The sequence below is a fragment of the uncultured Tepidimonas sp. genome, from assembly GCF_938045175.1.
Classification (GTDB): domain Bacteria; phylum Pseudomonadota; class Gammaproteobacteria; order Burkholderiales; family Burkholderiaceae_C; genus Tepidimonas.
Genome location: NZ_CALIND010000201.1, coordinates 1 through 26,634, shown reverse-complemented (window position 1 = coordinate 26,634; position 26,634 = coordinate 1). Strand labels below are relative to the sequence as shown.

Annotated in this window: 23 protein-coding genes and 2 pseudogenes; 22 read left to right on the top strand and 3 right to left on the bottom strand. The window is 68.3% G+C overall.

Going from position 1 to position 26,634, the window contains the following annotated elements; translation table 11 throughout:
* Positions 1-370 (top strand): annotated as a pseudogene (locus Q0716_RS10730) (phospholipase); the annotation flags it as partial.
* Between the two features lie 10 nt (positions 371-380).
* On the opposite strand, the gene Q0716_RS10725 reads toward Q0716_RS10730, so the two are convergent.
* On the bottom strand, positions 381-1,520 hold the full coding sequence (locus tag Q0716_RS10725) for an iron-containing alcohol dehydrogenase (protein ID WP_299023083.1): 1,140 nt from the start codon (positions 1,518-1,520) through the stop codon (positions 381-383).
* Positions 1,521-1,649: 129 nt separating this feature from the next.
* On the opposite strand from Q0716_RS10725, the gene Q0716_RS10720 reads away from it, so the two are divergent.
* The 3 genes from Q0716_RS10720 to Q0716_RS10710 all read left to right on the top strand — a co-directional run bounded on the left by Q0716_RS10720 (position 1,650) and on the right by Q0716_RS10710 (position 5,754).
* Positions 1,650-2,633 (top strand): alpha/beta hydrolase, encoded by a 984-nt coding sequence (locus Q0716_RS10720; protein ID WP_299023081.1) that lies wholly within the window; start codon positions 1,650-1,652, stop codon positions 2,631-2,633.
* 88 nt (positions 2,634-2,721) lie between these two features.
* Positions 2,722-5,103, top strand: coding sequence for a YgiQ family radical SAM protein (locus Q0716_RS10715; RefSeq protein WP_299023080.1), 2,382 nt, complete (start codon positions 2,722-2,724; stop codon positions 5,101-5,103).
* A gap of 48 nt (positions 5,104-5,151) precedes the next feature.
* Positions 5,152-5,754, top strand: a complete 603-nt coding sequence (locus Q0716_RS10710) for a thermonuclease family protein (protein WP_299023079.1) — start codon at positions 5,152-5,154, stop codon at positions 5,752-5,754.
* Positions 5,755-5,778: 24 nt separating this feature from the next.
* Here the strand turns inward: Q0716_RS10710 and Q0716_RS10705 are convergent, their stop codons facing one another.
* A complete protein-coding gene (locus tag Q0716_RS10705) occupies positions 5,779-7,434 on the bottom strand; it encodes an acyl-CoA synthetase (RefSeq protein ID WP_299023077.1) in 1,656 nt (551 codons plus the stop codon).
* Between the two features lie 31 nt (positions 7,435-7,465).
* Complete coding sequence (locus tag Q0716_RS10700) at positions 7,466-9,052, bottom strand: NAD(P)H-hydrate dehydratase (RefSeq protein ID WP_299023075.1); 1,587 nt, start codon at positions 9,050-9,052, stop codon at positions 7,466-7,468.
* A gap of 224 nt (positions 9,053-9,276) precedes the next feature.
* Between Q0716_RS10700 and rpsB the strand changes: the two genes are divergently transcribed.
* The 18 genes and pseudogenes from rpsB to carB form a co-directional block, all read left to right on the top strand.
* Positions 9,277-10,020: a 30S ribosomal protein S2 gene (gene rpsB, locus Q0716_RS10695; protein WP_299023074.1), complete on the top strand. Its 744-nt coding sequence runs from the start codon at positions 9,277-9,279 to the stop codon at positions 10,018-10,020.
* 109 nt (positions 10,021-10,129) lie between these two features.
* Positions 10,130-11,026 (top strand): translation elongation factor Ts, encoded by an 897-nt coding sequence (gene tsf, locus Q0716_RS10690; RefSeq protein ID WP_299023073.1) that lies wholly within the window; start codon positions 10,130-10,132, stop codon positions 11,024-11,026.
* Between the two features lie 119 nt (positions 11,027-11,145).
* Positions 11,146-11,856: a UMP kinase gene (gene pyrH, locus Q0716_RS10685; protein ID WP_299023072.1), complete on the top strand. Its 711-nt coding sequence runs from the start codon at positions 11,146-11,148 to the stop codon at positions 11,854-11,856.
* A gap of 19 nt (positions 11,857-11,875) precedes the next feature.
* Positions 11,876-12,439, top strand: a complete 564-nt coding sequence (gene frr, locus Q0716_RS10680) for a ribosome recycling factor (protein WP_299023070.1) — start codon at positions 11,876-11,878, stop codon at positions 12,437-12,439.
* Positions 12,440-12,454: 15 nt separating this feature from the next.
* Positions 12,455-13,222, top strand: a complete 768-nt coding sequence (gene uppS, locus Q0716_RS10675; RefSeq protein WP_299023069.1) for a polyprenyl diphosphate synthase — start codon at positions 12,455-12,457, stop codon at positions 13,220-13,222.
* Positions 13,223-13,244: 22 nt separating this feature from the next.
* Positions 13,245-14,087: a phosphatidate cytidylyltransferase gene (locus Q0716_RS10670; RefSeq protein ID WP_299023068.1), complete on the top strand. Its 843-nt coding sequence runs from the start codon at positions 13,245-13,247 to the stop codon at positions 14,085-14,087.
* Positions 14,088-14,141: 54 nt separating this feature from the next.
* A complete protein-coding gene (locus tag Q0716_RS10665; RefSeq protein WP_299023067.1) occupies positions 14,142-15,353 on the top strand; it encodes a 1-deoxy-D-xylulose-5-phosphate reductoisomerase in 1,212 nt (403 codons plus the stop codon).
* Positions 15,354-15,381: 28 nt separating this feature from the next.
* A complete protein-coding gene (gene rseP / locus Q0716_RS10660; protein ID WP_299023064.1) occupies positions 15,382-16,743 on the top strand; it encodes an RIP metalloprotease RseP in 1,362 nt (453 codons plus the stop codon).
* A gap of 21 nt (positions 16,744-16,764) precedes the next feature.
* Positions 16,765-19,077 carry an outer membrane protein assembly factor BamA gene (gene bamA / locus Q0716_RS10655; protein WP_299023063.1) on the top strand — a complete coding sequence of 771 codons (2,313 nt, stop codon included), beginning with the start codon at positions 16,765-16,767 and terminating at the stop codon, positions 19,075-19,077.
* Positions 19,077-19,598 (top strand): OmpH family outer membrane protein, encoded by a 522-nt coding sequence (locus Q0716_RS10650; RefSeq protein WP_299023062.1) that lies wholly within the window; start codon positions 19,077-19,079, stop codon positions 19,596-19,598. The genes bamA and Q0716_RS10650 overlap by 1 nt, the downstream gene beginning before the upstream one ends.
* A complete protein-coding gene (gene lpxD / locus Q0716_RS10645; RefSeq protein WP_299023061.1) occupies positions 19,595-20,662 on the top strand; it encodes a UDP-3-O-(3-hydroxymyristoyl)glucosamine N-acyltransferase in 1,068 nt (355 codons plus the stop codon). Before Q0716_RS10650 ends, lpxD begins: the two co-directional genes overlap by 4 nt.
* A 2-nt stretch (positions 20,663-20,664) precedes the next feature.
* A complete protein-coding gene (gene fabZ / locus Q0716_RS10640) occupies positions 20,665-21,102 on the top strand; it encodes a 3-hydroxyacyl-ACP dehydratase FabZ (protein WP_299023087.1) in 438 nt (145 codons plus the stop codon).
* Positions 21,103-21,109: 7 nt separating this feature from the next.
* On the top strand, positions 21,110-21,904 hold the full coding sequence (lpxA, locus tag Q0716_RS10635; RefSeq protein WP_299023060.1) for an acyl-ACP--UDP-N-acetylglucosamine O-acyltransferase: 795 nt from the start codon (positions 21,110-21,112) through the stop codon (positions 21,902-21,904).
* Positions 21,905-21,966: 62 nt separating this feature from the next.
* Positions 21,967-23,109, top strand: coding sequence for a lipid-A-disaccharide synthase (gene lpxB, locus Q0716_RS10630; RefSeq protein ID WP_299023085.1), 1,143 nt, complete (start codon positions 21,967-21,969; stop codon positions 23,107-23,109).
* Positions 23,110-23,135: 26 nt separating this feature from the next.
* On the top strand, positions 23,136-23,789 hold the full coding sequence (rnhB, locus tag Q0716_RS10625) for a ribonuclease HII (protein ID WP_299023059.1): 654 nt from the start codon (positions 23,136-23,138) through the stop codon (positions 23,787-23,789).
* The gene (locus Q0716_RS10620; protein ID WP_299023058.1) at positions 23,786-24,583 is read left to right on the top strand and encodes an RNA methyltransferase; all 798 of its coding nucleotides are present in this window, start codon (positions 23,786-23,788) and stop codon (positions 24,581-24,583) included. The genes rnhB and Q0716_RS10620 overlap by 4 nt, the downstream gene beginning before the upstream one ends.
* A gap of 157 nt (positions 24,584-24,740) precedes the next feature.
* On the top strand, positions 24,741-25,910 hold the full coding sequence (gene carA, locus Q0716_RS10615; RefSeq protein WP_299023057.1) for a glutamine-hydrolyzing carbamoyl-phosphate synthase small subunit: 1,170 nt from the start codon (positions 24,741-24,743) through the stop codon (positions 25,908-25,910).
* 3 nt (positions 25,911-25,913) lie between these two features.
* Positions 25,914-26,634: pseudogene (carB, locus tag Q0716_RS10610) on the top strand (carbamoyl phosphate synthase large subunit); the annotation flags it as partial.

The following is a 26,634-nucleotide window of genomic DNA, read 5'->3' as shown; positions in this document are numbered from 1 at the left end:
GGGGGCGTACTGGGACGGCGGCATCACCGACTACCACCTGCACCTGCGCTGGCGGCCCGAGCGCGGCTTGGTGCTCTACCCGCATTTTCAGCGTCAGGTCATCCCGGGTTGGCTGGACAAGGGATTGCGCTGGCGCCACCGGCCCACGTCGGCGCTCGATCGCACCATCGTGCTGGCGCCCGACCCGGCGTGGGTGCGGTCGTTGCCCAACGGCAAGCTGCCCGACCGCACGGACTTCGAGCGCTACGGCCACCACCTGTCCGAGCGCATGCGGGTGTGGCAGACGGCCGTGCGCGAGGCGCAGCGCCTGGTCGACGAATTTGCTGCCTGGCTCGAGCAACCCGACCCCAGCCGGGTCGAGCCGCTGTGAGCGGCGCGCGTTACATCGACGCCTCCAACATTGCGCGGTAGTCCTCGCGTGAGGCGGTGCGCGGGTTGGTGCGGTGGCAGTGGTCGGCAAGCGCCCCGTCGATGATGCGCTCGAATTGGTCGCGTCGTACACCCAGCTCGGTCAACCCGCGGGGCAGGCCCAAGCGGGCATTGAGCGCACGGATGGCCGGGCCGATGTCTTCCGGGGCGGCCAGGCCCATGGCTTGGGCCATGCGTTCCAAGCGGCGTTCGCGGCGCACGCTCTCGGCGTCGGCATTGAAGGCGATGACCGCGGGCAAAAAGATCGCGTTGAGCGTGCCATGGTGCAGGGTGGGATCGAGCCCGCCCAGGCTGTGGCTGAGGGAGTGCACGCAGCCCAGCCCTTTTTGGAACGCCATAGCCCCCTGCATGCTGGCGCACAGCATGTGCAGCCGGGCGTCGAGGTCACGCCCGTTGTGCGTGGCTGGCTCGATGTGGGCCCAGCCACGCGTCAGACCGTCGAGCGCGATGCCGTCCGCCGGAGGGTTGAAGGCCGGGGCCAGGAAGGTCTCGATGCAGTGGGCGATCGCGTCCATGCCGGTGGCCGCGGTCAGGCGCGGGGGCAAGCCGACGGTCAGCTCGGGGTCCAGGATGGCGGCCTTGGGCAGCAGGTGCCAGCTGTGAAAACCCAGTTTGCGGCCATCGTCGACGATCAGGATGGCGCCGCGCGCGACTTCGCTGCCCGTGCCGGCGGTGGTGGGGATAGCGATCAACGGCGGTACGCGATCGGTGATCAGGGGTGAGCCGCCTTCGATGGTGGCGTAGGTCTTGAGCGGGCCGTCATGCGTGGCGGCGATGGCCACGCCTTTGGCACAGTCGATGGCGCTGCCGCCACCGAGCGCGATCAGCCCGTCGCAGCGGTGGTCGCGGAAGCGCTGCACGGCGGCGCGCACCGCCGCTTCCGTCGGGTTGGGCGGGGTGCCATCGAAGACCGCGCAGGGCAGGGCGTCGCCCAGCACGGTCAGCGCACGCGCCAGTAGGCCCGCGTCGCGCACCCCCGCGTCGGTGACGATGAGCGGGCGCCGCATGCCGACGCGGGCGCATTCGGCAGGCAGCAGGCGCAACGCTCCCGCTTCGACCTGGATGGTGGTGAGGTAGCGAATCTCGGCCATGGAGTCTCCTTGCCTTTTGTTTGGGGGTGGTGTTCGTATTGTGCGGTGGCCGACGGTAACGCCACTGCGGGTGGGCCGGCAAGTGCGTGCGTGACAACGCGGGTGGGCATTGGGGTGACAATCGTGCCCATGTCGAATGGGGACCCACACCACCTGTTGACCCCCGCCATGCGCGGCGTGCTGGCGCGCATGGCGCGCGCCCGCCGCCCGCCGCTGCACACCCTGACGGTGGCGCAAGCGCGCGCGTTTTACGAGGCGGGCGCCGAGGTGTTGGAGCTGCCGCCGCCACCCATGGCCCGTGAGCAGTGCTTGTCGGTGCCCGCGCGCGATGGCGCCGTGTTGAGCGCTGAGCTCGTCGCGCCGCCCGCGACCGGGCAGGCGCCGTTGCCGGTGTTGTTGTATTTTCACGGGGGCGGCTTCGTGGTGGGCAGCGTGCGTACCCATGCGGCCCTGTGCCGACGTTTGGCGGCGCTCGCGGGCTGCGCGGTGCTGTCGCTCGACTATCGGTTGGCGCCCGAGCACCGCTTTCCCACCGCGGTGCACGATGCGGTCGATGCGCTGGCCTGGCTGCGCGGGGCTGCGGCTGACCTGGGGTTGGACCCTGGCCGTATCGCCGTGGGGGGCGACAGCGCGGGAGGCACCCTGGCGGCGGTGGTCGCCCTCCATGCGCGCGATGCCGGCTGGCCGCTGGCGCTGCAGCTCTTGTTCTATCCGGGTTGCAGCGCGTGGCAAGACACCCGCTCGCACCGCCGCTTTGGGCATGGCTTCGTGCTCGAGGCCGAGACGATCCAGTGGTTTTTTCGCCACTATGTCGATGACGCGCAGCGCGAAGATTGGCGCTTTGCGCCGTTGCTGGCGCCGGACTTCGATGGCGTGGCGCCGGCGTGGATCGGTCTGGCCGAGTGCGATCCGCTGGTGGACGAGGGCGTCGAGCTGGCCGATCGGCTGCGCATGGCAGCGGTGCCGTTCGAGCTGGAAATCTACCGCGGCGTCACGCACGAATTCATCAAAATGGGGCGGGCCGTGCCCGAGGCCCAGCAGGCCCTTGCCGATGCGGCGCGCGCGCTGCGCGGTGCGTGGGGTATCGTAGGGGAATCGCGCGAGTCTCCCTGATGCAAAAAGGGCGGATGCGGCAAGCGTGCGCCTGCAGCGCTGCGCGCGCGTAAACTGAAAAGCTTTTTTCCATGGACGCCTGCGCCCGATGAACGCTCCGCTCGACGTCTCTTTCTTTCCGCGCGATGCCAAGCCGCTGACCAGCTTCAAGCCATACTGGGCCAAGCGCTTCGGCACGGCGCCGTTCCTGCCCATGAGCCGCGCCGAGATGGAGGCGCTGGGTTGGGATTCGTGCGACGTGATTCTGGTCACGGGTGACGCCTACGTCGACCACCCGAGCTTTGGCATGGCGGTGATCGGTCGCGTGCTCGAGGCGCAGGGCTTTCGCGTCGGCATCATTGCCCAGCCTGATTGGCACAGCGCCGAGCCGTTCAAAGCCCTGGGCCGGCCCAACCTGTTCTGGGGCGTGACGGCGGGCAACATGGACTCCATGATCAACCGCTACACAGCGGATCGCAAGATTCGCTCCGACGATGCCTACACCCCTGGCGGCGTGGCGGGCAAGCGGCCGGATCGTGCCTGCATCGTGTATGCCCAGCGCTGTCGCGAGGCGTACAAGGACGTCCCGATCATCCTGGGCGGCATCGAGGCCAGCCTGCGCCGCATCGCTCACTACGACTATTGGAGCGAGACCGTGCGCCGCTCCATCCTGCTCGACGCCAAGGCCGATCTGCTGCTCTATGGCAATGCCGAGCGCGCGCTGGTCGAGGTGGCGCACCGTCTGGCGCGCCGTGAGCCGATCGAATCCATCACCGACGTGCGGGGCACTGCCTTCGTGCGCCGCGGCACACCCGAGGGGTGGTTCGAGATCGACTCGACCGAGGTGGACCGCCCCGGCCGGGTGGAGGCGCACGTGAACCCCTACCTGATGGTCTCGGAGCAGGCCCAGGCGCAGGGACAGACCTGTGCGCGCGAGGCCGAGGCGCAGGCCCAGGCCGAGGCAGCCAACACGGCGTCCGCGGCACGGTCGCCCGTGGCGCCTGTGCGCTTCATGCCCAATCCGGCGCTGGCCCGCCGAGGAGGGCTGCCGCGCGAGCGCACCGTCATCCGCCTGCCCAGCTACGAGCAGGTCAAGGCCGACCCGGTGCTGTACGCGCACGCCAACCGCGTGCTGCACCTGGAGACCAACCCCGGCAACGCGCGTGCGTTGGTGCAGGCGCATGGCAGCGGCCCTTCGGCACGGGACGTGTGGATCAACCCGCCGCCCATTCCCCTGACCACGGCCGAGATGGATTGGGTGTTCGGCCTGCCGTATGCGCGCAGCCCACACCCGGCGTATGCCGATGCGAACGGCCGCCACGATGGGCCGACCAAGATCCCCGCTTGGGAGATGATCCGCTTCAGCGTCAACATCATGCGGGGCTGTTTTGGCGGTTGCACCTTCTGTTCCATCACCGAGCACGAGGGGCGCATCATTCAGAGCCGCTCCGAGGCGTCCATCCTGCGCGAAATCGAGGAAATTCGCGACAAAGTGCCAGGGTTTACCGGTGTCATCTCGGACCTGGGTGGCCCCACGGCCAATATGTACCGCCTGGGGTGTCGCAGCCCGGCCATCGAGGCCGCCTGCCGCAAGCCCAGTTGCGTCTACCCGGACATTTGCGCCAACCTGCACACGGACCATGGACCACTGGTGCAGCTGTACCGCCGTGCGCGCACGCTGCCGGGCGTCAAAAAGATTCTGATCGGATCGGGCCTGCGCTACGATTTGGCGGTGCGCAGCCCTGAATACGTGCGCGAGCTGGTGCAGCACCACGTTGGGGGGTATCTGAAGATCGCGCCCGAACACACCGAGCCCGGGCCGCTGTCCAAAATGATGAAGCCGGGCATCGGCACTTACGACCGCTTCAAGCAGATGTTCGACCGCTACTCGCGCGAGGCAGGCAAGGAGCAGTACCTCATCCCGTACTTCATCGCCGCCCACCCGGGCACCACGGACGAGGACATGATGAACCTGGCGCTGTGGCTCAAGCGCAACGGCTTTCGCGCCGACCAGGTGCAAACCTTCTATCCAAGCCCCATGGCCACGGCCACCGCGATGTATCACACGGGGCTCAACCCGCTCAAGGGCATCCACCGCGACGAGCGCACCGAGAAGGTGGATGTGGTGCGCGGCGAGCGGCGCCGGCGCTTGCACAAGGCGTTTTTGCGCTACCACGACCCCAACAACTGGCCGCTGTTGCGCGAGGCGCTCAAGGCCATGGGCCGTGCCGATTTGATCGGCAACGGCAAACACCACCTGGTGCCTGCGTACCAGCCCGTCACCGATGGCGGCTACCGCGCGCCGCGACGCGCCAATTCCACGCCACCGGCGGCCAAGGCGCGCGCGCCCGGGCAAGCCACGGCGGCCGAGGCGCCACCGCCCCGCGGGCGGCTGTTGACCCAACACACCGGGCTGCCGCCGCGCGCCACCGGGGCCGAGGAGCCGACGCGCCGCGCGCCGCGCACCCCGCAGGCGCGGCGCAAGCGCTAACAGCCAGCCGCCCCATCGCCATTGAAGGGGATTCCGACAGTGCGCTTCGTGGCTCGGCTCGGCAGTCGCTGGCTGATTCTGTCGGTATGGCTGGGGGTGCTGCTGGGTTGCAGTGGCGGACCGCCAGCAGCCGACGGCGCGGGCGCGCTCGCGGTTACCGTCATCGCCGTGCACGACGGCGACACCTTGCGCGTGCGCGATGGCACGGGGCGCGAGCGGACTGTGCGGTTGGCGGTCATCGACGCGCCAGAAATCGCGCAGCCGTTTGGCGAGCAGGCGCGCGACGCGGTTCGCGCGCTGGCGCAAGGGCGGCTCGTGCGGCTGGAGCCGCGCGGACACGACCGCTACGGCCGCCTGTTGGCCGTGGTGTGGGTGCCGGATGGACCGTTGGCGCCGACCGATCTGTCGCTGTGGCTGCTGGAGCAAGGGCTGGCGTGGCACTACCGGGCACATGCCGATGAACAGCCACTGCCCGAACGGTGGCAGTATGCGCTGGCCGAAGCGCAGGCACGGTGGGGCCGTCGTGGCCTTTGGCAGCATGCGGATGCCGTGCCACCGTGGCAGTGGCGGCGCCAGCGGCGCATCCCTTCGGCCCATGCCGATGGCGCGCATCCGGGGCACGGCTTGGCTCCGGATGTGAGCAGCCCGTGACGTCACCGCAGGACCACCACGAGGTCAGACGTCGATGGCTTGGACGGAGCCAACGCGCTTGCGCAGTTCGAACTTCTGGATCTTGCCAGTGCTGGTCTTGGGGAGCTCGCCAAACACCACCGCACGCGGGACTTTGAAGGCGGCCAGGTGGGCCCGGCAGTGGGCGATCAATTCCTCGGCCGTGACTTGCGCGCCGTCTCGCAACTCGACGAACGCACACGGTGTCTCGCCCCAGCGGGGGTCGGGCTTGGCGACCACTGCCGCGGCCTGCACCGCCGGATGGCGGTAGAGGACGTCCTCCACCTCGATCGAAGAGATGTTCTCGCCGCCGGAGATGATGATGTCCTTGCTGCGGTCCTTGATCTTGATGTAGCCGTCCGGGTATTGCACCGCCAGGTCACCCGTGTGAAACCAGCCGCCGGCGAATGCCTCGGCCGTCGCCTGTGGGTTTTTCAGATAACCCTTCATGACGATGTTGCCGCGGAACATGATCTCACCGATCGTCTCGCCATCCCACGGCACCGGCTGCATCGTGCCGGGGTCGAGCACCCGCGCGTCCTGCTGGAGGTGATAGCGCACGCCCTGGCGGGCGTTGAGCCGCGCGCGCTGCGCCAGTGGCTGATCGGCCCAATCGGGTTGCGGCGCGCAGACGGTGGCAGGGCCATAGACCTCGGTCAGGCCATAGACGTGGGTCAGCTCGATGCCCATGCGCTCCATCGCCTCCAGCAGCGCCGCTGGCGGGGCCGATGCCGCGACCATGCCCCGGATGCCCCGTGGCAGTCCGGCCTTCATGGGTTCGGGCGCGTTGGCCAGCATGGCGTGCACGATCGGCGCGCCACAGTAGTGGGTGACGCCGTGTGTGCGCATCAGCTCGAACACTGCGGCCGCCTCTACCCGCCGCAGGCACACGTTGACACCTGCGCGCGCGGCCAGCGTCCACGGAAAGCACCATCCGTTGCAATGGAACATCGGCAACGTCCACAGATAGACGGGGTGCTTGGGCATGTCCCACTCCAGTATGTTGGACAGCGCATTGAGCGCCGCCCCCCGGTGGTGGTACAGCACTCCCTTGGGGTTGCCTGTGGTGCCGCTGGTGTAGTTCAGCGCGATCGGATCCCATTCGTCCTCGGGTAGCACCCAGGGGGCGGTCGGGTCGCCGCTGGCAAGGAAATCCTCGTAGTCGATGGCGTCGAGCGCTGCTGTCGGCGGTCCGAACGACGCGTCGCGGGTCAGCACGACGAGCGGCGGTTCGCGGCGCTGCCGCAGGCGCAGCGCCTCGGCGGCCAGCGCGGCAAACTCTGGGTCCACCAGTAACGCGCGCGCTTCGCCGTGGTCGAGCATGAAGGCCACCGCCGCGGCGTCGAGGCGGGTATTGATGGCATTGAGTACCGCGCCCGCCATCGGCACGCCAAAGTGAGCCTCCACCATTGGGGGGGTATTGGGCAACAGCGTCGCGACCGTATCCCGCCGTCCAATACCGCTGCGTTGCAGCGCACTGGACAGCCGCCGGCAGCGTCGTTCGGTCTCCTGCCACGTCTGCCGCAGCGCCGATTCCCTCAACCCGTAGACGATTGCCGGGCGTTGAGGGTACACCTGCGCGGTGCGCTCCAGAAACGACAGCGGCGTCAGCGGCACATGATTGGCCGCACAGCGGGGCAGGTCGCGATCATCGATGGGCATCGAGACGACTCCTAGAGCAACGCGCAGGGAATCAGGCGACGAGATCGGTCGCCGTCGGGGGCCACCGTGAGGCCCAGTATCGCACGAGGTCGCCGTGGGCTGCAACGGCTTGTGCCACGGCGCTGTCCAGCACGTCGGGCGGTGCGGCGTGGACATTGGCCAGCCGGGCGCCGATCAGGCCGGCCAGCACGTCGCCGGTGCCGGCGGTGGCCAACAGCCCGTCGCCGCTGGCATTGATGATCGGGGTGACCCCGGGTGCGGCGATCACGGTGCCGCTGCCTTTGAGTACCACCACCGAGCCGAGCCGCTGCGCGAGTGTGGCGGCAGCGCGCACGCGGTCGGATTGCACGGCGGCGCTGTCGGTCCCGAGCAGGCGCGCCGCCTCCAGCGGGTGCGGGGTCAGCACGGTGCACCAGCCAGCGGCTCGGCGCCGGGCCCAGACCGGGTCGGGCGCGGCGTCGGCCGCCGCCGCAGCACCCAGCGCATTGAGCGCGTCCGCGTCCAGCACCAGCCGGGGGGCGCGCGCCAGCAGCGGGGGCAGCGCATCGGCCATGGCACGGCCGCCACCACAGCCCGCCACCACCACGGCCTGCTCGACGAGCGGCGACTGCAGCGCCGCTCGTGCCGTGCGCAGCATCAGCGCGGGCTGCCCCGGGTCGACAGCCGGCACGGTGTCGGCGTCGCCGAGCAAGCCCACATAGACGCGACCCGCGCCCGCGCGCAAGGCAGCACGACCGGCCAGCAGCGCGGCACCGGTCATGCCGATGCCGTCGCCGGTCGTCGGTAGCTGACCGCCGATGATCAGCACATCACCGCGTTGCCCTTTGTGGCTGGCGTGGTCAGCCCGCAAAGTGGGAACCTGCGGCCAGGCGTCGTCCCACGCCAGCCAGGCATCAGGCGCCTCGGTGGCGGTGACACCCAGGTCGTCGAACCAGAGGGCTGATCCCACACAGGCGCGCCCCACACCGGTGAACAAGCCCGGCTTGAGGGTCAGCAAGGCCAACGTCACGCGCGGGCCGCACGCATGCGGCGGGGCGTCGGCCCACCAGCACCCGCTGTCAGCATCCAGCCCGCTGGGCAGGTCCACGCACAGCGTGGGCGCGGGGCACGCTTGCAGCCAGCGCAGCGCGTCCAGCGCGACACCCGTGACCGGGCGCGACAGACCCAGGCCGAACACTGCGTCGATGACCAGATCCGCCCCCTCGTCCAGGCCCGATAAGTCGTGGACCGCGGTCACACCTGCCTCCAGCGCCGTCGCGCGCGCCCAGCGGGCATCGTCGGGCAGCCGGGTCGGGTCGCTCATCAGGCTGATGACCCGCACCTGCGCGCCTGGTATTCCCGCCAGATGACGCTGCAGCAGTGCGGCGGCGAGCCAGCCATCGCCGCCGTTGTTGCCGCCGCCGGCCAGCACCGTGACGCGGCGCGCGTGCGGTTGCCACGCGCGCGCCAGGCGCGCGACGGCCGTCCCGGCGCGCGCCATCAGGGTGTGGGCGGGCAGGGCAGCCGCTGCCCGGCGCTCGATGGTCCGAGAGGCCGTAGCCCCGTAGAGCGGCCAGCGGCGGTGCAAGGGCGTGGTGGGTGTATCGGCGGGCGGTGGCAGCAATCGTTGCAGGGGCATGGAGCCAGTATAGGCCGCGGGCCCGGGCACCGCACGCGTGCATCGCAGTTCGATGCGACGCGCTATAATCGATAGGTTTTGCGACCCGTCGGCCGCGGTGCGCGTTGGCAGTCGCAAAGCAATCGCGAGCCGGCCCATCCTAGGTGTCGCGTCGGTCGAGCCTTGTCGCTTGCCGCGTGATCCGGGCCGTCTTCAGACCCAACCTTCGGAATAGAAAGACCACCATGTCGATTTCCATGCGCGAAATGCTGGAAGCCGGTGTCCATTTCGGGCACCAGACGCGCTTCTGGAACCCCAAGATGGCCCCTTACATCTTCGGCCATCGCAACAAGATCCACATCATCAATCTCGAAAAGACGGTGCCGCTGTTCGAGGAGGCGCGCAAGTTCGTGCGCCAGCTCACCGCCAACGGCGGCACGGTGCTGATGGTGGGCACCAAGCGCCAGTCGCGCGAGATCGTGGCCGCCGAGGCGCGACGCGCCGGTATGCCGTATGTCGATCAGCGCTGGCTGGGCGGCATGCTGACCAACTTCAAGACCGTCAAGACCTCCATCAAGCGCCTCAAGGATATGCAGGCGCAAAAAGAAGCCGGTCTGGAGGGGATGTCCAAGAAAGAGCAGCTGCTGTTCAATCGCGAGCTGGCCAAGCTGGAAAAGGACATCGGCGGCATTCAGGACATGACCGCGCTGCCGGATGCGATTTTCGTGATCGACGTGGGTTACCACAAGATCGCCGTGGCCGAGGCCAAGAAGCTGGGCATCCCCGTCATTGGCGTGGTCGACACCAACCATTCGCCCGAAGGTATCGACTACGTCATCCCGGGTAACGACGACTCGGCCAAGGCGGTGGCCATCTACGCGCGCGGCATCGCCGACGCCGTGCTGGAAGGCCGCAGTGCTGCTGTCGAGCAGGTCGTGCAGGCCGCGCGTGCGGGCGGCGACGAGTTCGTCGAGGTCGAGGAGGCCTGACGCCCCGCGTCACCGGCGACGAAGGGGCTGCGTGCCCCTTTTTTGTCACCGTCTGGACATACCCCTGATCCACACTCGGGTGGCGCACGCCGCCCCAAGGAGCAACACAATGGCAGCTATCACCGCTAGCATGGTCGCGGAACTTCGCGCCAAGACCGACGCCCCCATGATGGAGTGCAAGAAGGCCCTTACCGAGGCCGACGGCAACATGGAAAAGGCGGAGGAAATCCTGCGCGTCAAGCTGGGCAACAAGGCCGGTAAGGCGGCCAGCCGCGTCACCGCCGAAGGGGTCGTGGCGTCGCACATCGATGGCAACACCGGCGCGCTCATCGAAGTCAACTGCGAGACCGATTTCGTCTCCAAGAACGAACTGTTCGGCAGCTTTTGCCAGGCGCTGGCCAAGCTGGTCGCCGAGCGCGACCCGGCCGATGTGGCGGCGCTGTCGGCGTTGCCGCTGTCGATGGAGGGTTTTGGCCCCACCGTGGAAGACGTGCGCAAGGGGCTGATCGGCAAGATCGGTGAAAACATGACGATCCGCCGCTTCAAGCGTTACGCGGGCGGCGGCCAGCTGGCGGCCTATCTGCATGGCGTGCGCATCGGTGTCATGGTCGAGTACGAGGGCGACGCGACGGCAGCCAAGGACGTGGCCATGCACATCGCGGCCATGAAGCCGGTGGCCACGTCGTCGGCCGAGGTGCCGGCCGAGCTGGTCGCCAAGGAGCGCTCGATCGCCGAGCAAAAGGCGGCCGAATCCGGCAAGCCCGCCGAGATCATCGCCAAGATGGTGGATGGTGCGGTGCAGAAATTCCTCAAGGAAGTCTCGCTGCTGGACCAGGTGTTCGTCAAGGCCGCGGACGGCAAGCAGACTGTCGGCCAGTACCTCAAGGGTGCCAATACCACGGTCAAGGGCTTCACCCTCTACGTGGTGGGCGAAGGCATCGAGAAGAAGCAAGACGACTTCGCCGCCGAAGTGGCTGCGCAGGTGGCGGCCGCGCAAAAAGCCTGACGCACGCGTTTGTTCTGCCGACGGCCGGCTCCTGTTCAGGGGCCGGCCGTTTTTACAGGGCGATCGTTGCCGACCGTCCAACCCCCGTACAATCCCCAGCCAGATTGCGAGACCCCGCCATGCCCGCTTTGCAGCGCATTCTTCTCAAGCTCTCCGGTGAAGCCCTGATGGGCGACGAGGCCTTCGGCATCCACCGCGGCACCATCGAGCGCATCGTCGCCGAGGTGGCCGAGGTCAACCGCCTGGGGGTGCAGGTCGCCATCGTCATCGGTGGGGGTAACCTGTTTCGCGGGGTGGCGGGCGGTGCCGTCGGCATGGATCGCGCCACCGCCGACTACATGGGCATGCTGGCCACCGTCATGAATGCGCTGGCCATCGGTGACGCGCTGGAGCGCGGCGGTACCAAGGCGCGCGTGATGTCGGCTATCGCGATCGATCAGGTCGTCGAGCCCTACGTGCGCCCGAAGGCGCTGCAGTATCTGGAAGAGGGCAAGGTGGTCGTATTCGCGGCGGGCACGGGCAATCCGTTTTTCACCACGGATACCGCGGCCGCGCTGCGGGGCGCCGAGATCGGCGCCCAGATCGTGCTCAAGGCGACCAAGGTCGATGGCGTCTATACGGCCGATCCCAAGAAAGATCCCACGGCGACCCGATATCCGCGCATCAGTTTCGACGAAGCCATGGTGCGCCAACTGCAGGTGATGGACGCGACCGCGTTTGCGCTGTGCCGTGACCAGAACCTGCCGGTGCGGGTGTTCTCGATCTTCAAGCCCGGCGCGCTCAAGCGCGTCGTCATGGGCGAGGACGAGGGGACCCTGGTGCACGTCTGAGACCACGAGAGGCCATTCGATGAGCAGCATTCCCGAGATCAAAAAAACCGCCGAGCAAAAGATGCAGCAGTCGCTGGAGGCGCTGCGGACCAACCTGGCCAAGGTGCGCACGGGCCGCGCCAACCCGGCGCTGCTGGATACGGTGCAGGTGGAGTATTACGGCAGCATGGTGCCGTTGAGCCAGGTCGCCAACCTGACGTTGCTCGACGCGCGTACGATCGGGGTGTCGCCCTGGGAAAAGGGCATGGGCGCCAAGATCGAGAAAGCCATCCGCGAGTCGGACCTGGGGCTCAACCCGGCGTCGCACGGCGACCTCATTCGCGTGCCCATCCCGCCCATGACCGAGGAGCGCCGCAAGGAGTTGACCAAGGTCGTCAAGGCCGAGGGCGAACACGCCAAGGTGGCGATCCGTAATCTGCGCCGCGACGCCAACGAACACGTCAAGCGCCTGGTCAAGGACAAGCTCGCGTCCGAGGACGAGGAGCGACGCGCGCAGGACGAGATCCAAAAACTGACCGATCGCATGATCGCCGAAGTGGACAAGATGGTCGCGTCGAAAGAGGCGGACATCATGGCCATTTGAGTGGCGGGCACGCGCATGTCCGATTCCCAGGCCAAGCCATCCGGGCAGGGCGTCGGTGTCACCGTCAGCCAGGTGCCCGGGCACGTGGCCATCGTGATGGATGGCAACGGTCGCTGGGCGCGCCAGCGGTTGCTGCCTCGGGTCGCCGGGCACCGCGCCGGCATGGAGACGCTGCGCCGCGTCGTGGGCTGGTGCATCCAGCGCGGCGTGAAGGTGTTGACGGTTTTTGCCTTTTCGTCCGAGAACTGGAGCCGCCCGGCGGACGAGGTCAGCGGCATTTTGCGCCTGATGGTGCAGGCGCTGATGGAGGAAGTGCCGCGCCTGCACGACGCAGGCGTGCGGCTGCACGTGCCGGGTGAGCGCAGCGGGCTGCCGCAGGCGCTGGCCGACGGCATCGCCGACGCCGAGCGGCGCACGGCGGGTAACGATCGCTTGGTGCTCAATGTCTGCTTCAACTACGGTGGACGCTGGGACATCGTGCAGGCCGCGCGTGCCGTGGCCGCCCGAGGCGAGCCGATCACGGAAGCGTCGCTGGCGTCGGCCCTGGCGTTGTCGCACGTGCCCGACCCGGACTTGGTGATCCGCACCGGTGGCGAGCAGCGCATCAGCAATTTTTTGCTGTGGCAGATCGCCTACAGCGAGCTGGTGTTTTCCGATCGGTTGTGGCCGGCGTTCGACGAAGCCGCGTTCGACCGCGCCCTGGCCGATTACGCGCAGCGACAGCGCCGCTTCGGGCGCACGCCCGAGCAGGTGCAGCAAGCGTCGGCTCCGGCGACGGTGTGAGTGGCGATTGCCCGGATCGACCATGCTGCTGCCACGTGTCATCACCGCGGTCGTGTTGCTGCTGGTGCTGCTGCCAGCGATGTTCTACCCGGCGCCGCTGCCGTTTGCCCTCGTCACGGGTGTGCTGATGGCCGCCGCCGTCTGGGAGTGGTCGCGCTTGCATGGACTCGGGACGCTGGCATCGGTGGGTAGCGCGCTGCTCGTCGGCTTCGTGCTTGGCGTCGCCTGGTGGCACACGGGAGGGCATGCCGGGTCGGCGCCGTGGTGGTGGGCGGTGAGTGCCGCCTGGGGCCTGGTGTTGGCGGTCTCGCTGCGGCAGGGGGTGGATGCCTGGGGCCGTTGGCCGCGTTGGCCGCGCTTGGGTTTCGGATGGCTGACGCTGGCGGCCGCGTGGTGGGCACTGGTCAGTCTGCACACGCACGGCGTCGGCATGCTGCTGAGCGCGTTGCTGCTGGTGTGGGTGGCAGACATCGCGGCGTATTTCGGCGGCAAGGCCTTCGGTCGGCGCAAACTGGCGCCGCGCATCAGCCCGGGCAAGAGTTGGGAAGGTGCCGCCAGCGGGGCGTTGGCGGTTCTGGTGCTGGCGCTGGGGTGGACGGCCGTGGCGGCCGTCTGGCCACCGGCGGGGGCGGCGCTGTATCCCTGGCTGGCGGCGCAGGGTGTTGGGTTGGCGTTGCCCGCCCTGCTGGTGCTGACGGCGGCCAGCATCGCGGGCGATTTGTTCGAGTCGCTGGTCAAGCGCAGCGCGGGCGTGAAGGACTCCAGCGGTTTGTTGCCCGGTCACGGCGGGGTGCTCGATCGCGTCGATGCCCTGTTGCCGGTGTTGCCCTTGGTGATGGCGCTGTTGATGTCGCGCCCCGCCTGAAGCCGACCGTTCGCGCGGCGGCGCTGCGTTGGAGATTTTCCTGTCTTTTCTGTCATGACCCCCCATCCGCTCCATGATCGCACACCGCAGCGGCAGCGCCTGGCCGTCCTTGGCGCCACCGGCTCCATCGGCAGCCACACGCTCGACGTGGTGGCGCGCCATCCGCAACGCTTCGAGGTCGTGGCCTTGAGCGCCGAGCGGCAAGTCGATGCGCTGCTCGAACTGTGCGAGCGTTTTCGGCCGCGCTGGGCGGTCATTGGTGCGGCTGGATGGGCCGCGTTGGCGTCCGGGCTGCGCGCTCGCGGGCTGTCCACCGAGCCCCTGGTAGGGCCGCAGGGGCTGGAGGCGATCGCCGCCCACCCGGAAGTGGATACCGTGATGGCCGCGATCGTCGGCGCCGCCGGTCTGGCGCCGTGCCTGGCGGCTGCGCGCGCGGGCAAGCGGTTGCTGCTGGCCAACAAAGAAGCGCTGGTCGTCGGCGGCGAGCTGTTCGTCGACGCGGTACGCAGCGGCGGTGCCCAGCTGCTGCCGATCGACAGCGAGCACTCGGCGATTTTTCAGGCGTTGCCGGAGGATCCGTCGCACTGGCCGCAGCGGGTCGAGAAGATCGTGCTGACCGCCTCCGGTGGCCCGTTTCGGCAGCGCGATCCGGCAACGCTGGCGACGGTGACGCCCGAGGAAGCCTGTGCACACCCGAACTGGGTCATGGGGCGCAAGATTTCGGTCGACTCGGCCACCATGATGAACAAGGCCCTGGAGGTGATCGAGGCCCGGTACCTGTTTGGTTTTGCGCCCGAGCAGATCGAGGTCGTCATCCACCCCCAGAGCGTGGTGCACTCGATGGTGCAATTTCGCGACCGCTCCGTCGTCGCCCAGTTGGGCACGCCCGACATGCGCGTGCCGATCGCGTATGGGCTGAGCTGGCCCGAGCGCATCGAATCGGGGGCGCAGGCGCTGGACTTCGCCACGCTGGGCGCGCTGACCTTCGAGCCGGCCGACCGGCAGCGCTTTCCGGGTTTGTATCTGGCTTGGGAGGCCTTGTGCGCCCCCGCGGGCACCACGGCCGTCCTCAACGCTGCCAACGAGGTGGCGGTCGATGCCTTTTTGCAGGGTCGGCTGCGCTTCGACCGCATCTACCACGTCAACCGCGGAACGCTGGAGGCGTTCGTGCCCTCCAAGCCCGAGTCGTTGGCGGATTTGCTGGCCATCGACCGTGAGGCGCGCGCACACGCAGCGGCGCGCGTGCAGGCGTTGGCGGTGGGCTGATGGTTTCTGCGGCACAACGGACATTGACATGTTGACCCTTCTGTCGTTTCTGGTGGCGATTGCCATCCTGATCGCGGTGCACGAGTGGGGGCACTACCGCATGGCGGTGGCCTGCGGCGTGCCGGTGTCGCGGTTTTCGATCGGGTTTGGCCGACCGCTGCTGACATGGCGCAACCGCCACGGCACGGAATTCGTGCTGGCCGCGCTGCCCTTGGGCGGCTATGTGCGCATGCTCGACGGGCGTGAAGGCCCGGTGCCCGCCGCGCAGCGGCACCTGGCGTTCGACGCGCAGCCGTTGGCGCGCCGGGCGGCGATCGTGGCCGCCGGGCCAGCCGCCAACCTGCTGCTGGCCGTTGTTCTGTACGCGTTCGTCGCGTGGTGGGGCGTGCCACAAGCGCAACCGGTGCTGGGCAGCCCGACGGCGGCGTCCTTGGCCGAGCAGGCCGGCATTCGGGGCGGTGAATGGGTGACGGCCGCGGCGCTGTCGGGCGCGGAGCCCGAGCCCGTGCGGTCGTTCGAGGATGTGCGCTGGGTCTTGACCCGGGCGGCGCTCGACGGCAGCGACGTGCGCCTGTGGCTGGCCGAGGCGCCGGATGCCCCTGGCCGTGAGGTGGGGTTGCCGCTGTCGACGCTGCAGGCGCGGGAGGTCGATGCGCGTCTGTTCGAGCGCATCGGCATCGTCGCGCCCTGGTCTGCCGCCGAGGTGGGAGAGGTCATGCCCGACGGCGCCGCCGCTGCGGCCGGGCTGCGCCCGGGTGATCGCGTGCTGGCCGTCGATGGTGAGCCGATCGCCGATGCGCAGCAGCTGCGTGCGCGCATTCGCGCGGCGGTCGATGCCAGCGGTAACGCGCGCCCACAGCGCTGGCGCATCGAGCGTGCGGGCGAGGTGATCGACGTCGTCGTCACGCCGCAAGCACAGCGTCAGGGCGATGCCTGGGTCGGACGGGTGGGGGCCATGATTGGCGCCGCGCCAGCGATGACGACGGTCTCGCATGGCCCGCTGCAAGCGCTGGGCGAGGGGCTGCGCCGAACGGCGGAGGTTTCGGTGTTGTCGCTGCAAATGATGGGCAAGATGCTGACCGGGCAGGCGTCGTTGAGCAACCTCAGCGGGCCGTTGACGATCGCCGACTACGCCGGGCGCTCGGCCAGCTTGGGGTGGGTACCGTTTTTGTCGTTCTTGGCGTTGGTCAGCGTCAGCCTGGGCGTGCTCAATCTGTTGCCGCTGCCCGTCCTCGACGGGGGTCACCTGTTGTATTATCTTTGGGAAGCGGTGGCTGGCCGGCCGCTGTCCGACGTTTGGATGGACCGGCTGCAGCGGGGTGGTATGGCAGTGCTGATCGCCCTGATGTCGCTGGCCATCTTCAACGACCTTGCCCGATTGCTCGGTTGACCCCGAGCCGGATCGCATCGCATGAAACCCATCTCACAGCGCACTTGGCGCGTGCGCGCCGGCGTCTTGCTGGCGTCGCTGGCCACTGCCTTGCCGGCCTGGGCCGTCAATCCGTTCACCGTTCGCGACATTCGCGTCGAGGGGCTGCAGCGGGTCGAGCCCGGCACCGTCTTTGCCTCGTTGCCGTTTCGGGTCGGTGACACCTACTCGGACGAGCAAGGCGCTGCCGCGATCCGGGCTCTGTTCGGGCTTGGGTTGTTCTCGGACGTGCGCCTGCAGGTCGACGGTGACGTGTTGGTCGTCATCGTCGAGGAGCGCCCGACGGTGGCCGACGTCAGTTTTACGGGCATCAAGGAGTTCGACAAGGACGTATTGCGCAAGGCCCTGCGCGACATCGGGCTGACCGAGGGGCGGCCCTTCGACCGGTCGTTGGCCGACCGCGCCGAGCAGGAACTCAAGCGCCAATACCTCAACCGCAGCATGTATGCGGTGCAGGTGACTACCACCGTCACGCCGATCGAGCGCAACCGCGTCAACCTCAATTTCAACGTGGTCGAGGGTGACGTGACCAAGATTCGCGAGATCCGCATCGTCGGCGCGCAGGCGTTTTCCGAGAAAACGCTGCTCGACCTGTTCGACCTGGACACGGGCGGGTGGCTGAGCTGGTACACCAAGAGTGACCGCTATTCGCGCGCCAAACTCAACGCGGACTTGGAGACGCTGCGCTCGTACTACCTGACGCGTGGCTATCTCGAGTTCAACATCGATTCGACCCAGGTCGCGCTGTCGCCGGACAAGTCGTCGCTTACCCTCACGATCAATATCACCGAGGGGCCGCGCTACCTGGTGTCGGCGGTGCGCATGGAGGGCGACTACCTGGGCAAGGAGGCGGAGTTCCAGTCGCTCATCCGCATCCAGCCCGGGCAGCCTTACAACGCCGAGCACGTCGAGCAGACCGTCAAGGCATTCACCGACTTCTTCGGCGCGTTTGGCTACGCCTTCGCCCGGGTCGAGGCGGTGCCCGAAATCGACCGCGAGAAAAACCGTGTCGCCATCGTGCTGCGCGCGCAGCCCTCGCGGCGCGCGTATGTGCGTCGCATCCAGATCGAAGGCAACAACCGCACGCGCGACGAAGTCATCCGGCGCGAGTTTCGCCAGCTCGAATCGGCGTGGTACGACAGCGACAAGATCCGCCTGTCACGCGACCGGGTGGACCGGCTCGGCTTCTTCACCGAGGTGCGCGTCGACACGCAGGAGGTGCCCGGCGCGCCGGACCAGGTGGATCTGGTCATGACCGTGGTGGAAAAGCCCACTGGCAACCTGACCGTGGGAGCGGGTTACTCGCAGTCGGAAAAGCTCTCGCTGCTGGCAGGCATCCAACAGGAAAACGTGTTCGGCACGGGCAACTACCTGGGGTTGAACGTCAACACCAGCAAGTTCAACCGCCAGTTGGTGCTCAGCACGACCAACCCTTACTTCACCGACGATGGCGTGTCGCGCACGCTCGATGTGTACTACCGCACCACGCGGCCGTTCGATGCCCAAGATGGCGACTACCGGCTCGTGACGCCGGGCGCATCGATCCGCTTTGGCGTGCCATTTACCGAAACGGATACGGTCTACTTCGGCATCGGCGTCGAGCAGACCAAGATCGAGCCCGGCAACCGCATGCCCGTGGCGTACAACGACTTCATCGCCCAGTTTGGCGACTCCCCGCTGTCGGTACCGGTCACGGTCGGCTGGGCGCGCGACGAGCGCGACAGCGCGTTGGTGCCATCGCGCGGGACGCTCAAGCGCCTCAATGGTGAGCTGGGTATCGCGGGCGATACCCGCTACGTCAAGGGCAGTGCCCAGTACCAGCAGTACCTGCCGCTGAACAAGAAATTTACGCTCGCCTTCAACGCCGAGGCCGGGTGGGCCAAGGGCCTGGGGGGCAAGCCGGTGCCATTGTTCAAGCATTTCTACGGTGGCGGTTTGGGGTCGGTGCGCGGGTTCGAATCGGGCACGCTCGGCGGCACCAGCGCCATCGTCGGCAGCGCCGACCGCGCCTACCTCGGTGGGACCAAAATGGTGCTGCTCAACACCGAGCTGATCGCGCCGTTCCCCGGCGCTGGCAACGACCGCACGCTGCGTCTGTTTGGCTTTTTCGATATCGGCAACGTGTACGCGCCTGAACAGAAGTTCAGGGCTGCCGATTTGCGTGCGTCCGCCGGGATCGGCGTGAGCTGGATCTCGCCCGTCGGCCCGCTTAGAATCGCCTTTGCCAAGCCGGTGCGCAAGCAGACCGGTGACAAGACGCAATCCATTCAATTCTCGATCGGTACCGCATTCTGATGAAACACACGACCCGGACTTGGGGCGCCCGCTGGGTGCTGATGGCGGCGCTGGCCGCGGCGAGTGCCGCTTCCGCGCTGGCCCAGGACATCAAGATTGGCTTCGTGAGCACCGAGCGCATCCTGCGCGACTCCAACGCGGCCAAGGCCGCGCAGACGCGGCTGGAACAAGAATTCTCCCGTCGCGAGCGCGAGATCGAGGCGCTGGGCAACCAACTGCGCCAAGCGAGCGAAAAGTTCGAGAAGGACGCCCCGACCCTGTCCGAGTCGCAACGCGCCGCGCGCCAGCGCCAGCTCGCCGAGCTCGACCGCGACTTCCAGCGTCGCCGCCGCGAGTTTCAGGAAGACCTGGCGCAGCGCCGCAACGAGGAGCTGCAGCAAGTCATCGAGCGCGCCAACCGCGTCATCAAGCAGATTGCCGAGGCCGAAAAATACGACCTCATCTTGCAAGAGGCCGTGTACATCGCGCCCAAGCACGATATCACGGACAAGGTCATCAATGGCCTGAACAGCGCCAAGTGAGCGCCACCCTGCGCACGCTGCACGCCGCCTTGGGCGGCGTTTTGCATGGCGAGGCCGATCGCGTGGTGCACCGCATCGCACCACTGGCCGAGGCCACCGAGGACGCGCTGGCGTTCGTCGCGCATCCGCGCTACCGGGGCGCGGTGGCGCACTCGCGCGCCGGGGTGATCCTGGCGCCGCCCGACCTGGTGGCCGACGTCATGGCGCGCCCCGATCCGCCCGAGTCTGGCTGGGCCTGTTGGGCAAGCCCCGACCCTTATCTGACGTTTGCTCACCTGACCCAGTGGTGGCGTCGGCACGTGCAGCCACGGCCAGAGTCGTCCGGGGTGCATCCGACGGCCTATCTCGCGCCGGATGCCGAGGTGCACCCCAGCGCCTCCGTGGGGCCGATGGCGGTGGTGGAAAGCGGTGCCGTGGTACGGGCCGAGGCCCACATCGGGGCACACGCCGTGGTGCAGGCGCGCGCGTCAGTGGGGGAGGGCACGCGCCTGGGGCCCGGGGTCGTGCTGGGCTACGACTGCCGCATCGGTGCGCGCGGCATCGTCCATGGGGGTACGGTCATCGGGGCCGACGGCTTCGGCTTCGCGCCCGCCCCGTTGCCGGATGGCAGCGGCAAGGCTTGGGTCAAAATCGAGCAGCTGGGCGCCGTGCGCATCGGCGACGACGTCGAGATCGGCGCCAACTGCTGCATCGACCGCGGCGCGCTTGGCGACACGGTGCTGGAAGATGGCGTCAAGCTCGACAACCTGATCCAGATCGGCCACAACGTGCGCGTGGGCCGCCACACCGCCATGGCCGGCTGTGTCGGCATCGCCGGCTCGGCGCGCATCGGTGCCCATTGCACCCTAGGGGGCGGGGCGATCGTGCTGGGGCACCTGGAGCTGGCCGACCATGTGCATATTTCTGCCGCGTCGGTGGTGATGCGCTCGATTTTGCAGCCGGGCCACTACAGCGGGGTCTTTCCGATCGACGACAATCGCGCCTGGGAAAAAAATGCCGCCACCCTGCGCCAGTTGCACGGGTTGCGTGAGCGGCTCAGAGCCCTGGAGCGACGCTTGACATGAGCATGGACATTCACCACATCCTCAAACGACTGCCACACCGCTACCCGATCCTGCTGGTGGACCGGGTGCTGGAGGTGCAAAAGGGCGTCTCGATCCGGGCGCTGAAAAACGTGACCATCAACGAGCCGGTGTTTACGGGGCACTTTCCGCATCGGCCCGTTTTCCCTGGCGTGCTCATGCTGGAGGCGTTGGCGCAGACCGCGGCGCTGCTGGCGTTCGAGACGCTGGGCGTGACGCCGGACGACAAAACGGTCTACTACTTTGCTGGCATCGATGGCGCGCGCTTCAAGCGGCCGGTGGAGCCGGGCGACCAACTCATCATGGACGTGACGCTGGAGCGCATGAAGGCCGGTATCTTCAAGTTCAAGGGAACGACCCGCGTGGGCGATGAGATCGCCTGCGAGGCCGAGCTCATGTGCACCATGCGCACCATCGCCTGAGGCGGCCATGGCCCGCATCCACCCCACTGCCCTGGTCGACCCCAAGGCCGAGCTGGACGACGATGTCGAGGTTGGCCCCTACACCCTCATTGGCCCGCAGGTGCGCGTCGGTGCCGGCACCCGCATCGGCGCCCACTGCGTGCTGGAGGGGCGCACGACGCTGGGGCGCGACAACCGCATTTACCCCTTCGTCAGCTTGGGGCTGCCCAGCCAGGACAAAAAATATGCGGGCGAGCCGTGCGAACTCGTGATCGGCGACCGCAATACCATCCGCGAATACAGCACCTACCACATCGGCACGGTGCAAGGCGGCGGCGTGACCCGGCTGGGCAACGACAACTGGATGATGGCCTACACGCACTTGGCGCACGACTGCGTGGTGGGCAACCACACCATTTTTGCCAACAACGCCCAACTGGCTGGCCATGTGCAGGTGGGCGACTGGGCCATTTTGGGTGGTTTTACGGTTGTGCACCAATTCGTGCGCATCGGGGCCCACGCCATGACCGCGATGTGCGCCCTGCTGTTTGCCGATGTGCCCCCGTTCGTGATGGCACAGGGCCAGCCCGCGCAGGCGCGATCGATGAACTACGAAGGATTGCGCCGCCGCGGCTTTGGCCCGCAGCGCATCGCCGCCGTCAAGGCCATGCACAAGGCGCTCTACCGCGAGGGGCTGACGTTGGAGCAGGCGGTGGCGCGCATCGAGGCCTTGGTGGATACCCACCCCGAGGCCGTGGCCGACGTGGCGCTGATGCACGACTTTTTGGCGGGCGTGGATCCGCAGCGAGGGATCGTGCGTTGACGGCGGCCAGCGGTACCGATGGGGCCACGCCGAGCAGCGGTGGTGAGGCTGCCGAGCTGGCGATGGTGGCGGGCGAGGCCTCGGGCGATGTGCTCGCGGCCCAGTTGTTGCAAGGGCTGCATCGCCGTTGGCCGCATTGGCGGGCCGTCGGCATCGGCGGGGCGGCGATGCATGCGCAGGGTTTTCAGGCCTGGTGGTCCAGCGACCGATTGGCCGTGCGTGGCTACGTCGAGGTGCTGCGCCACTACCGCGAGATCGTGGGGATTCGTCGCCAGCTGCGTGCGCGTTTGCTGGCCCAGCCCCCGCGCCTGTTCATCGGGGTCGATGCTCCCGATTTCAACCTGCCGCTGGAGGCCGACCTGCGCGCGGCGGGTATTCCCACCGTGCATTTCGTGGCCCCGGCCATCTGGGCCTGGCGGCCCGAGCGCGTGACGCTCATTCGCCGCGCTTGCGACCACGTGCTGTGCATTTTTCCTTTCGAGCCAGCGCTGCTGGCCGAGCACGGTATCGCCGCCACTTACGTGGGGCATCCGTTGGCGGCGGTCATCCCGCAGCGCCCCGATGCCAGCGCCGCGCGACGGCAACTGGGTCTGGACGTCGCCGCCCCGGTCGTGGCGCTGTTGCCGGGTAGTCGCCGGGCCGAAGTGGCGCATCTGATGCCGCGTTTTCTAGCGGCGGCGGCGCGCATGCGGCAGGCGCGGCCCGGGTTGCGCTTCGTGCTGCCCGCCGTCCCCGCGCTGCACGCGCCGATCGCGGGGGCCGTGGCCGCGAGCGAAGTGGCCACCGCAGTGACGGTGCTGCAGGGGGGCTCGCACACCGCGCTGGCTGCGTGCGATGCGGTGCTGGTGGCCAGTGGCACGGCCACCCTGGAGGCGGCGCTGTTCAAGCGCCCCATGGTCATCGCTTACCACATGCACTGGCTGTCCTGGCAGATCACGCGGCGCCAGATGCGCCAGCCGTGGGTGGGGTTGCCCAACATTTTGGCGCGCGAATTCGTCGTGCCCGAGCTGCTGCAAGACGCGGCCACGCCTGAGGCGCTGGCACGCGAAACCTTGGCTTGGCTGGACGAGGATGCACCGGCACGGCGGCGGCGCGAGCGGCTGCAGCAGCGCTTCGACGCGCTGCACGCCGAACTGCGCCGCGATACCGTGGGGCTGGCGCAGGCGGCCATCGCTGACGTGCTGGCTGCGAAGGGGGGCGCATGAGTCGGGTGCAAACCAGGGCTCGCGCCATGGCAGCGCCACGCCAGACCCGCGCTGGGGCGGGGCTGCGCGGGGTGCAGGCCACGCTCGACTGGGGCGGCGACGACGGGTTGGTCGCCGGTGTCGACGAGGCGGGGCGCGGCCCGCTGGCGGGGCCGGTGGTGGCAGCGGCCGTTATTTTGGATCCCAGCGTGCCCATCGAAGGCGTGGCCGATTCCAAGGCGCTCACAGCCCCGCAGCGTGAGCAGCTGCACGACCGCATCTGGGCGCACGCGCTCAGCGTGGGCGTGGGCGTGGCCAGCGTGGAGGAGATCGACCAGATCAACATCCTGCAGGCCACGCTGGCGGCCATGCAGCGCGCGGTGGCGGCGTTGCGGCTGCGGCCGCAGTTGGTCAGGGTCGATGGCAACCGGCTGCCCACGCTGCCCGTGCGGGCCGAGGCCGTCGTCGGCGGCGATGCGACGGTCGCCGCCATTGCCGCGGCATCGATCGTGGCCAAGGTCACGCGCGACCGCGTGATGGACGAAGCGCATGCGGCCTACCCCGCGTATGGCTTCGACCGCCACCGCGGCTACGGCACGCCGCAGCACCTGCAGGCGCTGCGCTCGCTGGGGCCCACGCCGTGGCACCGGCGCAGCTTCGCGCCCGTGGCGCAGGTGCTGCGCGAGCGGGGGCTGGCATGACCGTAGAGACGATCGCCTCGCGCGACAACCCGCGCCTCAAACGCTTGCGTCGTTTGGTGGCTGACGGCGCTGCCTATCGCCGCGACGGCCGGGTGTGGATCGAAGGGGATCATCTCTGCGGCGCGATGCTGGCGCGCGGCCGCCAGCCCGAGACCGTGGTGTGCACCCAAGCGGGCTTGGCTTGGGTGGGGGCGCAGCAAGCCGCCGGTCGGCTGGATCGGCAGGTCGCGGTGTGGGAGGTGACGGATGCGCTGATGGCGTGGATCAGTCCGCTGGAGTCACCGCCGGCCGTGGCGTTCTTGGCGCCGCTTGGCGCGCCGGCCGCGGTCACGGCCGGGCTGCCCACCGTGGTGCTCGATCGGTTGCAAGATCCTGGCAATGTGGGCTCCATCCTGCGCAGCGCCGCCGCCTTCGGGTTTCGACAGGTGCTCGCGTTGCGCGGCACGGTGGCGCTGTGGGCACCGAAAGTGCTGCGCGCCGGCATGGGCGCGCACTTCGCCTTGCAATTGGTCGAAGGCGCGCAGGCGTCGGCACTGGCGGGGCTAGGCGTGCCGCTGCTGGCGACCAGCTCGCACCAGGGCGAGTTTTTGCACGCCGCGCGGCTACCCTGGCCGTGCGCATGGCTGCTGGGGCATGAAGGGCAGGGCGTGTCCCCAGATCTCATGGCGCAGGCGGGGTTGGTGGTGCGCATCGCGCAGCCCGGTGGCGAAGAATCGCTCAACGTTGCCGCGGCAGCGGCGATCTGTCTGCACGCCAGCGCCGTCGCGGCGATGGGGTGCGCGAGCCGTCGTTGACGCCGTCTTGGCCGCTAGCGCGGCGGCTATAATCGAAAAGTTTACCCAGACCGTCCGCGCACACTCGGCGTCTGTCCTGCCAGCGGGCTGATGTCTGCTGCAGCGGACGGGGCCGGGCGGGTGCGGGCGCGCGTCAACCATCCTGGAGAGAGTGTCCGTGTTTCCCGTCTTTGCACCCGCCCTTCTTGCGCTCGCAGACGGCACGGTCTTTGAAGGTGTGTCCATCGGCGCGCCCGGCCACACCGTCGGGGAAGTGGTGTTCAACACCGCCATCACCGGCTATCAGGAAATCCTCACCGACCCCAGCTACCGCCAGCAGATCGTGACCCTCACGTATCCGCACATTGGCAACGTTGGGGTCAACGCCGAGGATGTCGAGTCCGGCGCCGTGCAAGCCGCCGGCCTGATCATCAAAGACCTGCCCCTGCTCGCCTCCAACTTCCGCGCCGAACGCAGCCTGTCGGACTACCTGCGCGAGCAGGGCATCGTGGCCATGGCCGGGCTCGATACGCGCGCGCTGACGCGCCGCCTGCGCGAGCATGGCGCGCAAAATGGCGCGATCGTGGCGCTACCCGTCGGTCAGCCTCTGACCGATGCGGTGCGGGCGCAGGCGTGCGAGCTGGCTCGCTCGGCCCCCAGCATGGCCGGGTTGGACCTCGCGCAGGCGGTCACCACTGCCGCGCCCTATGAGTGGACCGAAACCGAATGGCGCCTGCGGCGTGCGGATGGCACGCCCGGCTACGGGCGTCAGACGGCGCCGCGTTTTCACGTCGTGGCGTATGACTTTGGTGTCAAGCGCAACATCCTGCGCATGTTGGCGGAGCGGGGCTGCCGCATCACCGTGGTGCCGGCGCGCACGCCGGCGGCCGACGTGCTGGCGCTGCAGCCCGACGGGGTGTTTCTCTCCAACGGCCCGGGCGACCCCCAGCCGTGTGACTATGCCATCGACGCCGCTGCGCGCGTCGTCGACGCGGGCGTGCCGACGTTTGGGATCTGCCTCGGGCATCAGATCTTGGCGCTGGCCAGCGGCGCGCGCACGTTCAAGATGAAGTTCGGCCACCACGGGGCCAACCATCCGGTCAAGGACCTCGACACCGGGCGCGTGAGCATCACCAGCCAAAACCACGGCTTCGCGGTCGATGCCGAGCGGCTGCCGGCGACGCTGCGCGCCACCCACGTCAGCCTGTTCGACGGCACCTTGCAGGGCATCGCCCGTACCGACCGCCCGGCGTTCGGCTTCCAGGGCCACCCCGAAGCCTCGCCCGGTCCGCACGACATCGCGTATCTGTTCGACCGTTTCACCGCCCTCATGGCCGCTGGAAACTGACCCATGCCCAAGCGTACCGACCTTCGCAGCATTCTCATCATCGGCGCCGGGCCAATCGTCATCGGTCAGGCGTGCGAGTTCGACTACTCCGGCGTGCAGGCCTGCAAGGCCCTGCGCGAGGAGGGCTATCGCGTCATTCTGATCAACAGCAACCCGGCCACCATCATGACCGATCCGGCCACGGCCGACGCGGTCTACATCGAGCCCATCACCTGGCAGACGGTGGAAAAAATCATCGCCAAAGAGCGCCCGGACGCCATCTTGCCCACCATGGGCGGGCAGACCGCGCTCAACTGTGCGCTGGACTTGTGGCGTCAGGGGGTGCTGCACAAGTACGGCTGTGAGCTCATCGGCGCCTCGCCCGAGGCGATCGACAAGGCCGAAGACCGCCTCAAGTTCAAAGAAGCGATGACGCGCATCGGGCTGGAGTCGGCGCGCTCCGGCATCGCCCACAGCATGGAGGAGGCGTGGGCAGTGCAGCGCACCGTGGGCTTTCCAGCCGTCATTCGCCCCAGTTTCACCCTGGGGGGCACGGGCGGCGGTATCGCCTACAACCCCGAGGAGTTCGAGACCATCTGCAAGCGCGGCCTGGAGGCCTCGCCGACCAGCGAGCTGCTCATCGAAGAGTCGCTCGTGGGTTGGAAAGAGTTCGAGATGGAGGTGGTGCGCGACAAGTCGGACAACTGCATCATCGTGTGCTCGATCGAAAACCTCGACCCCATGG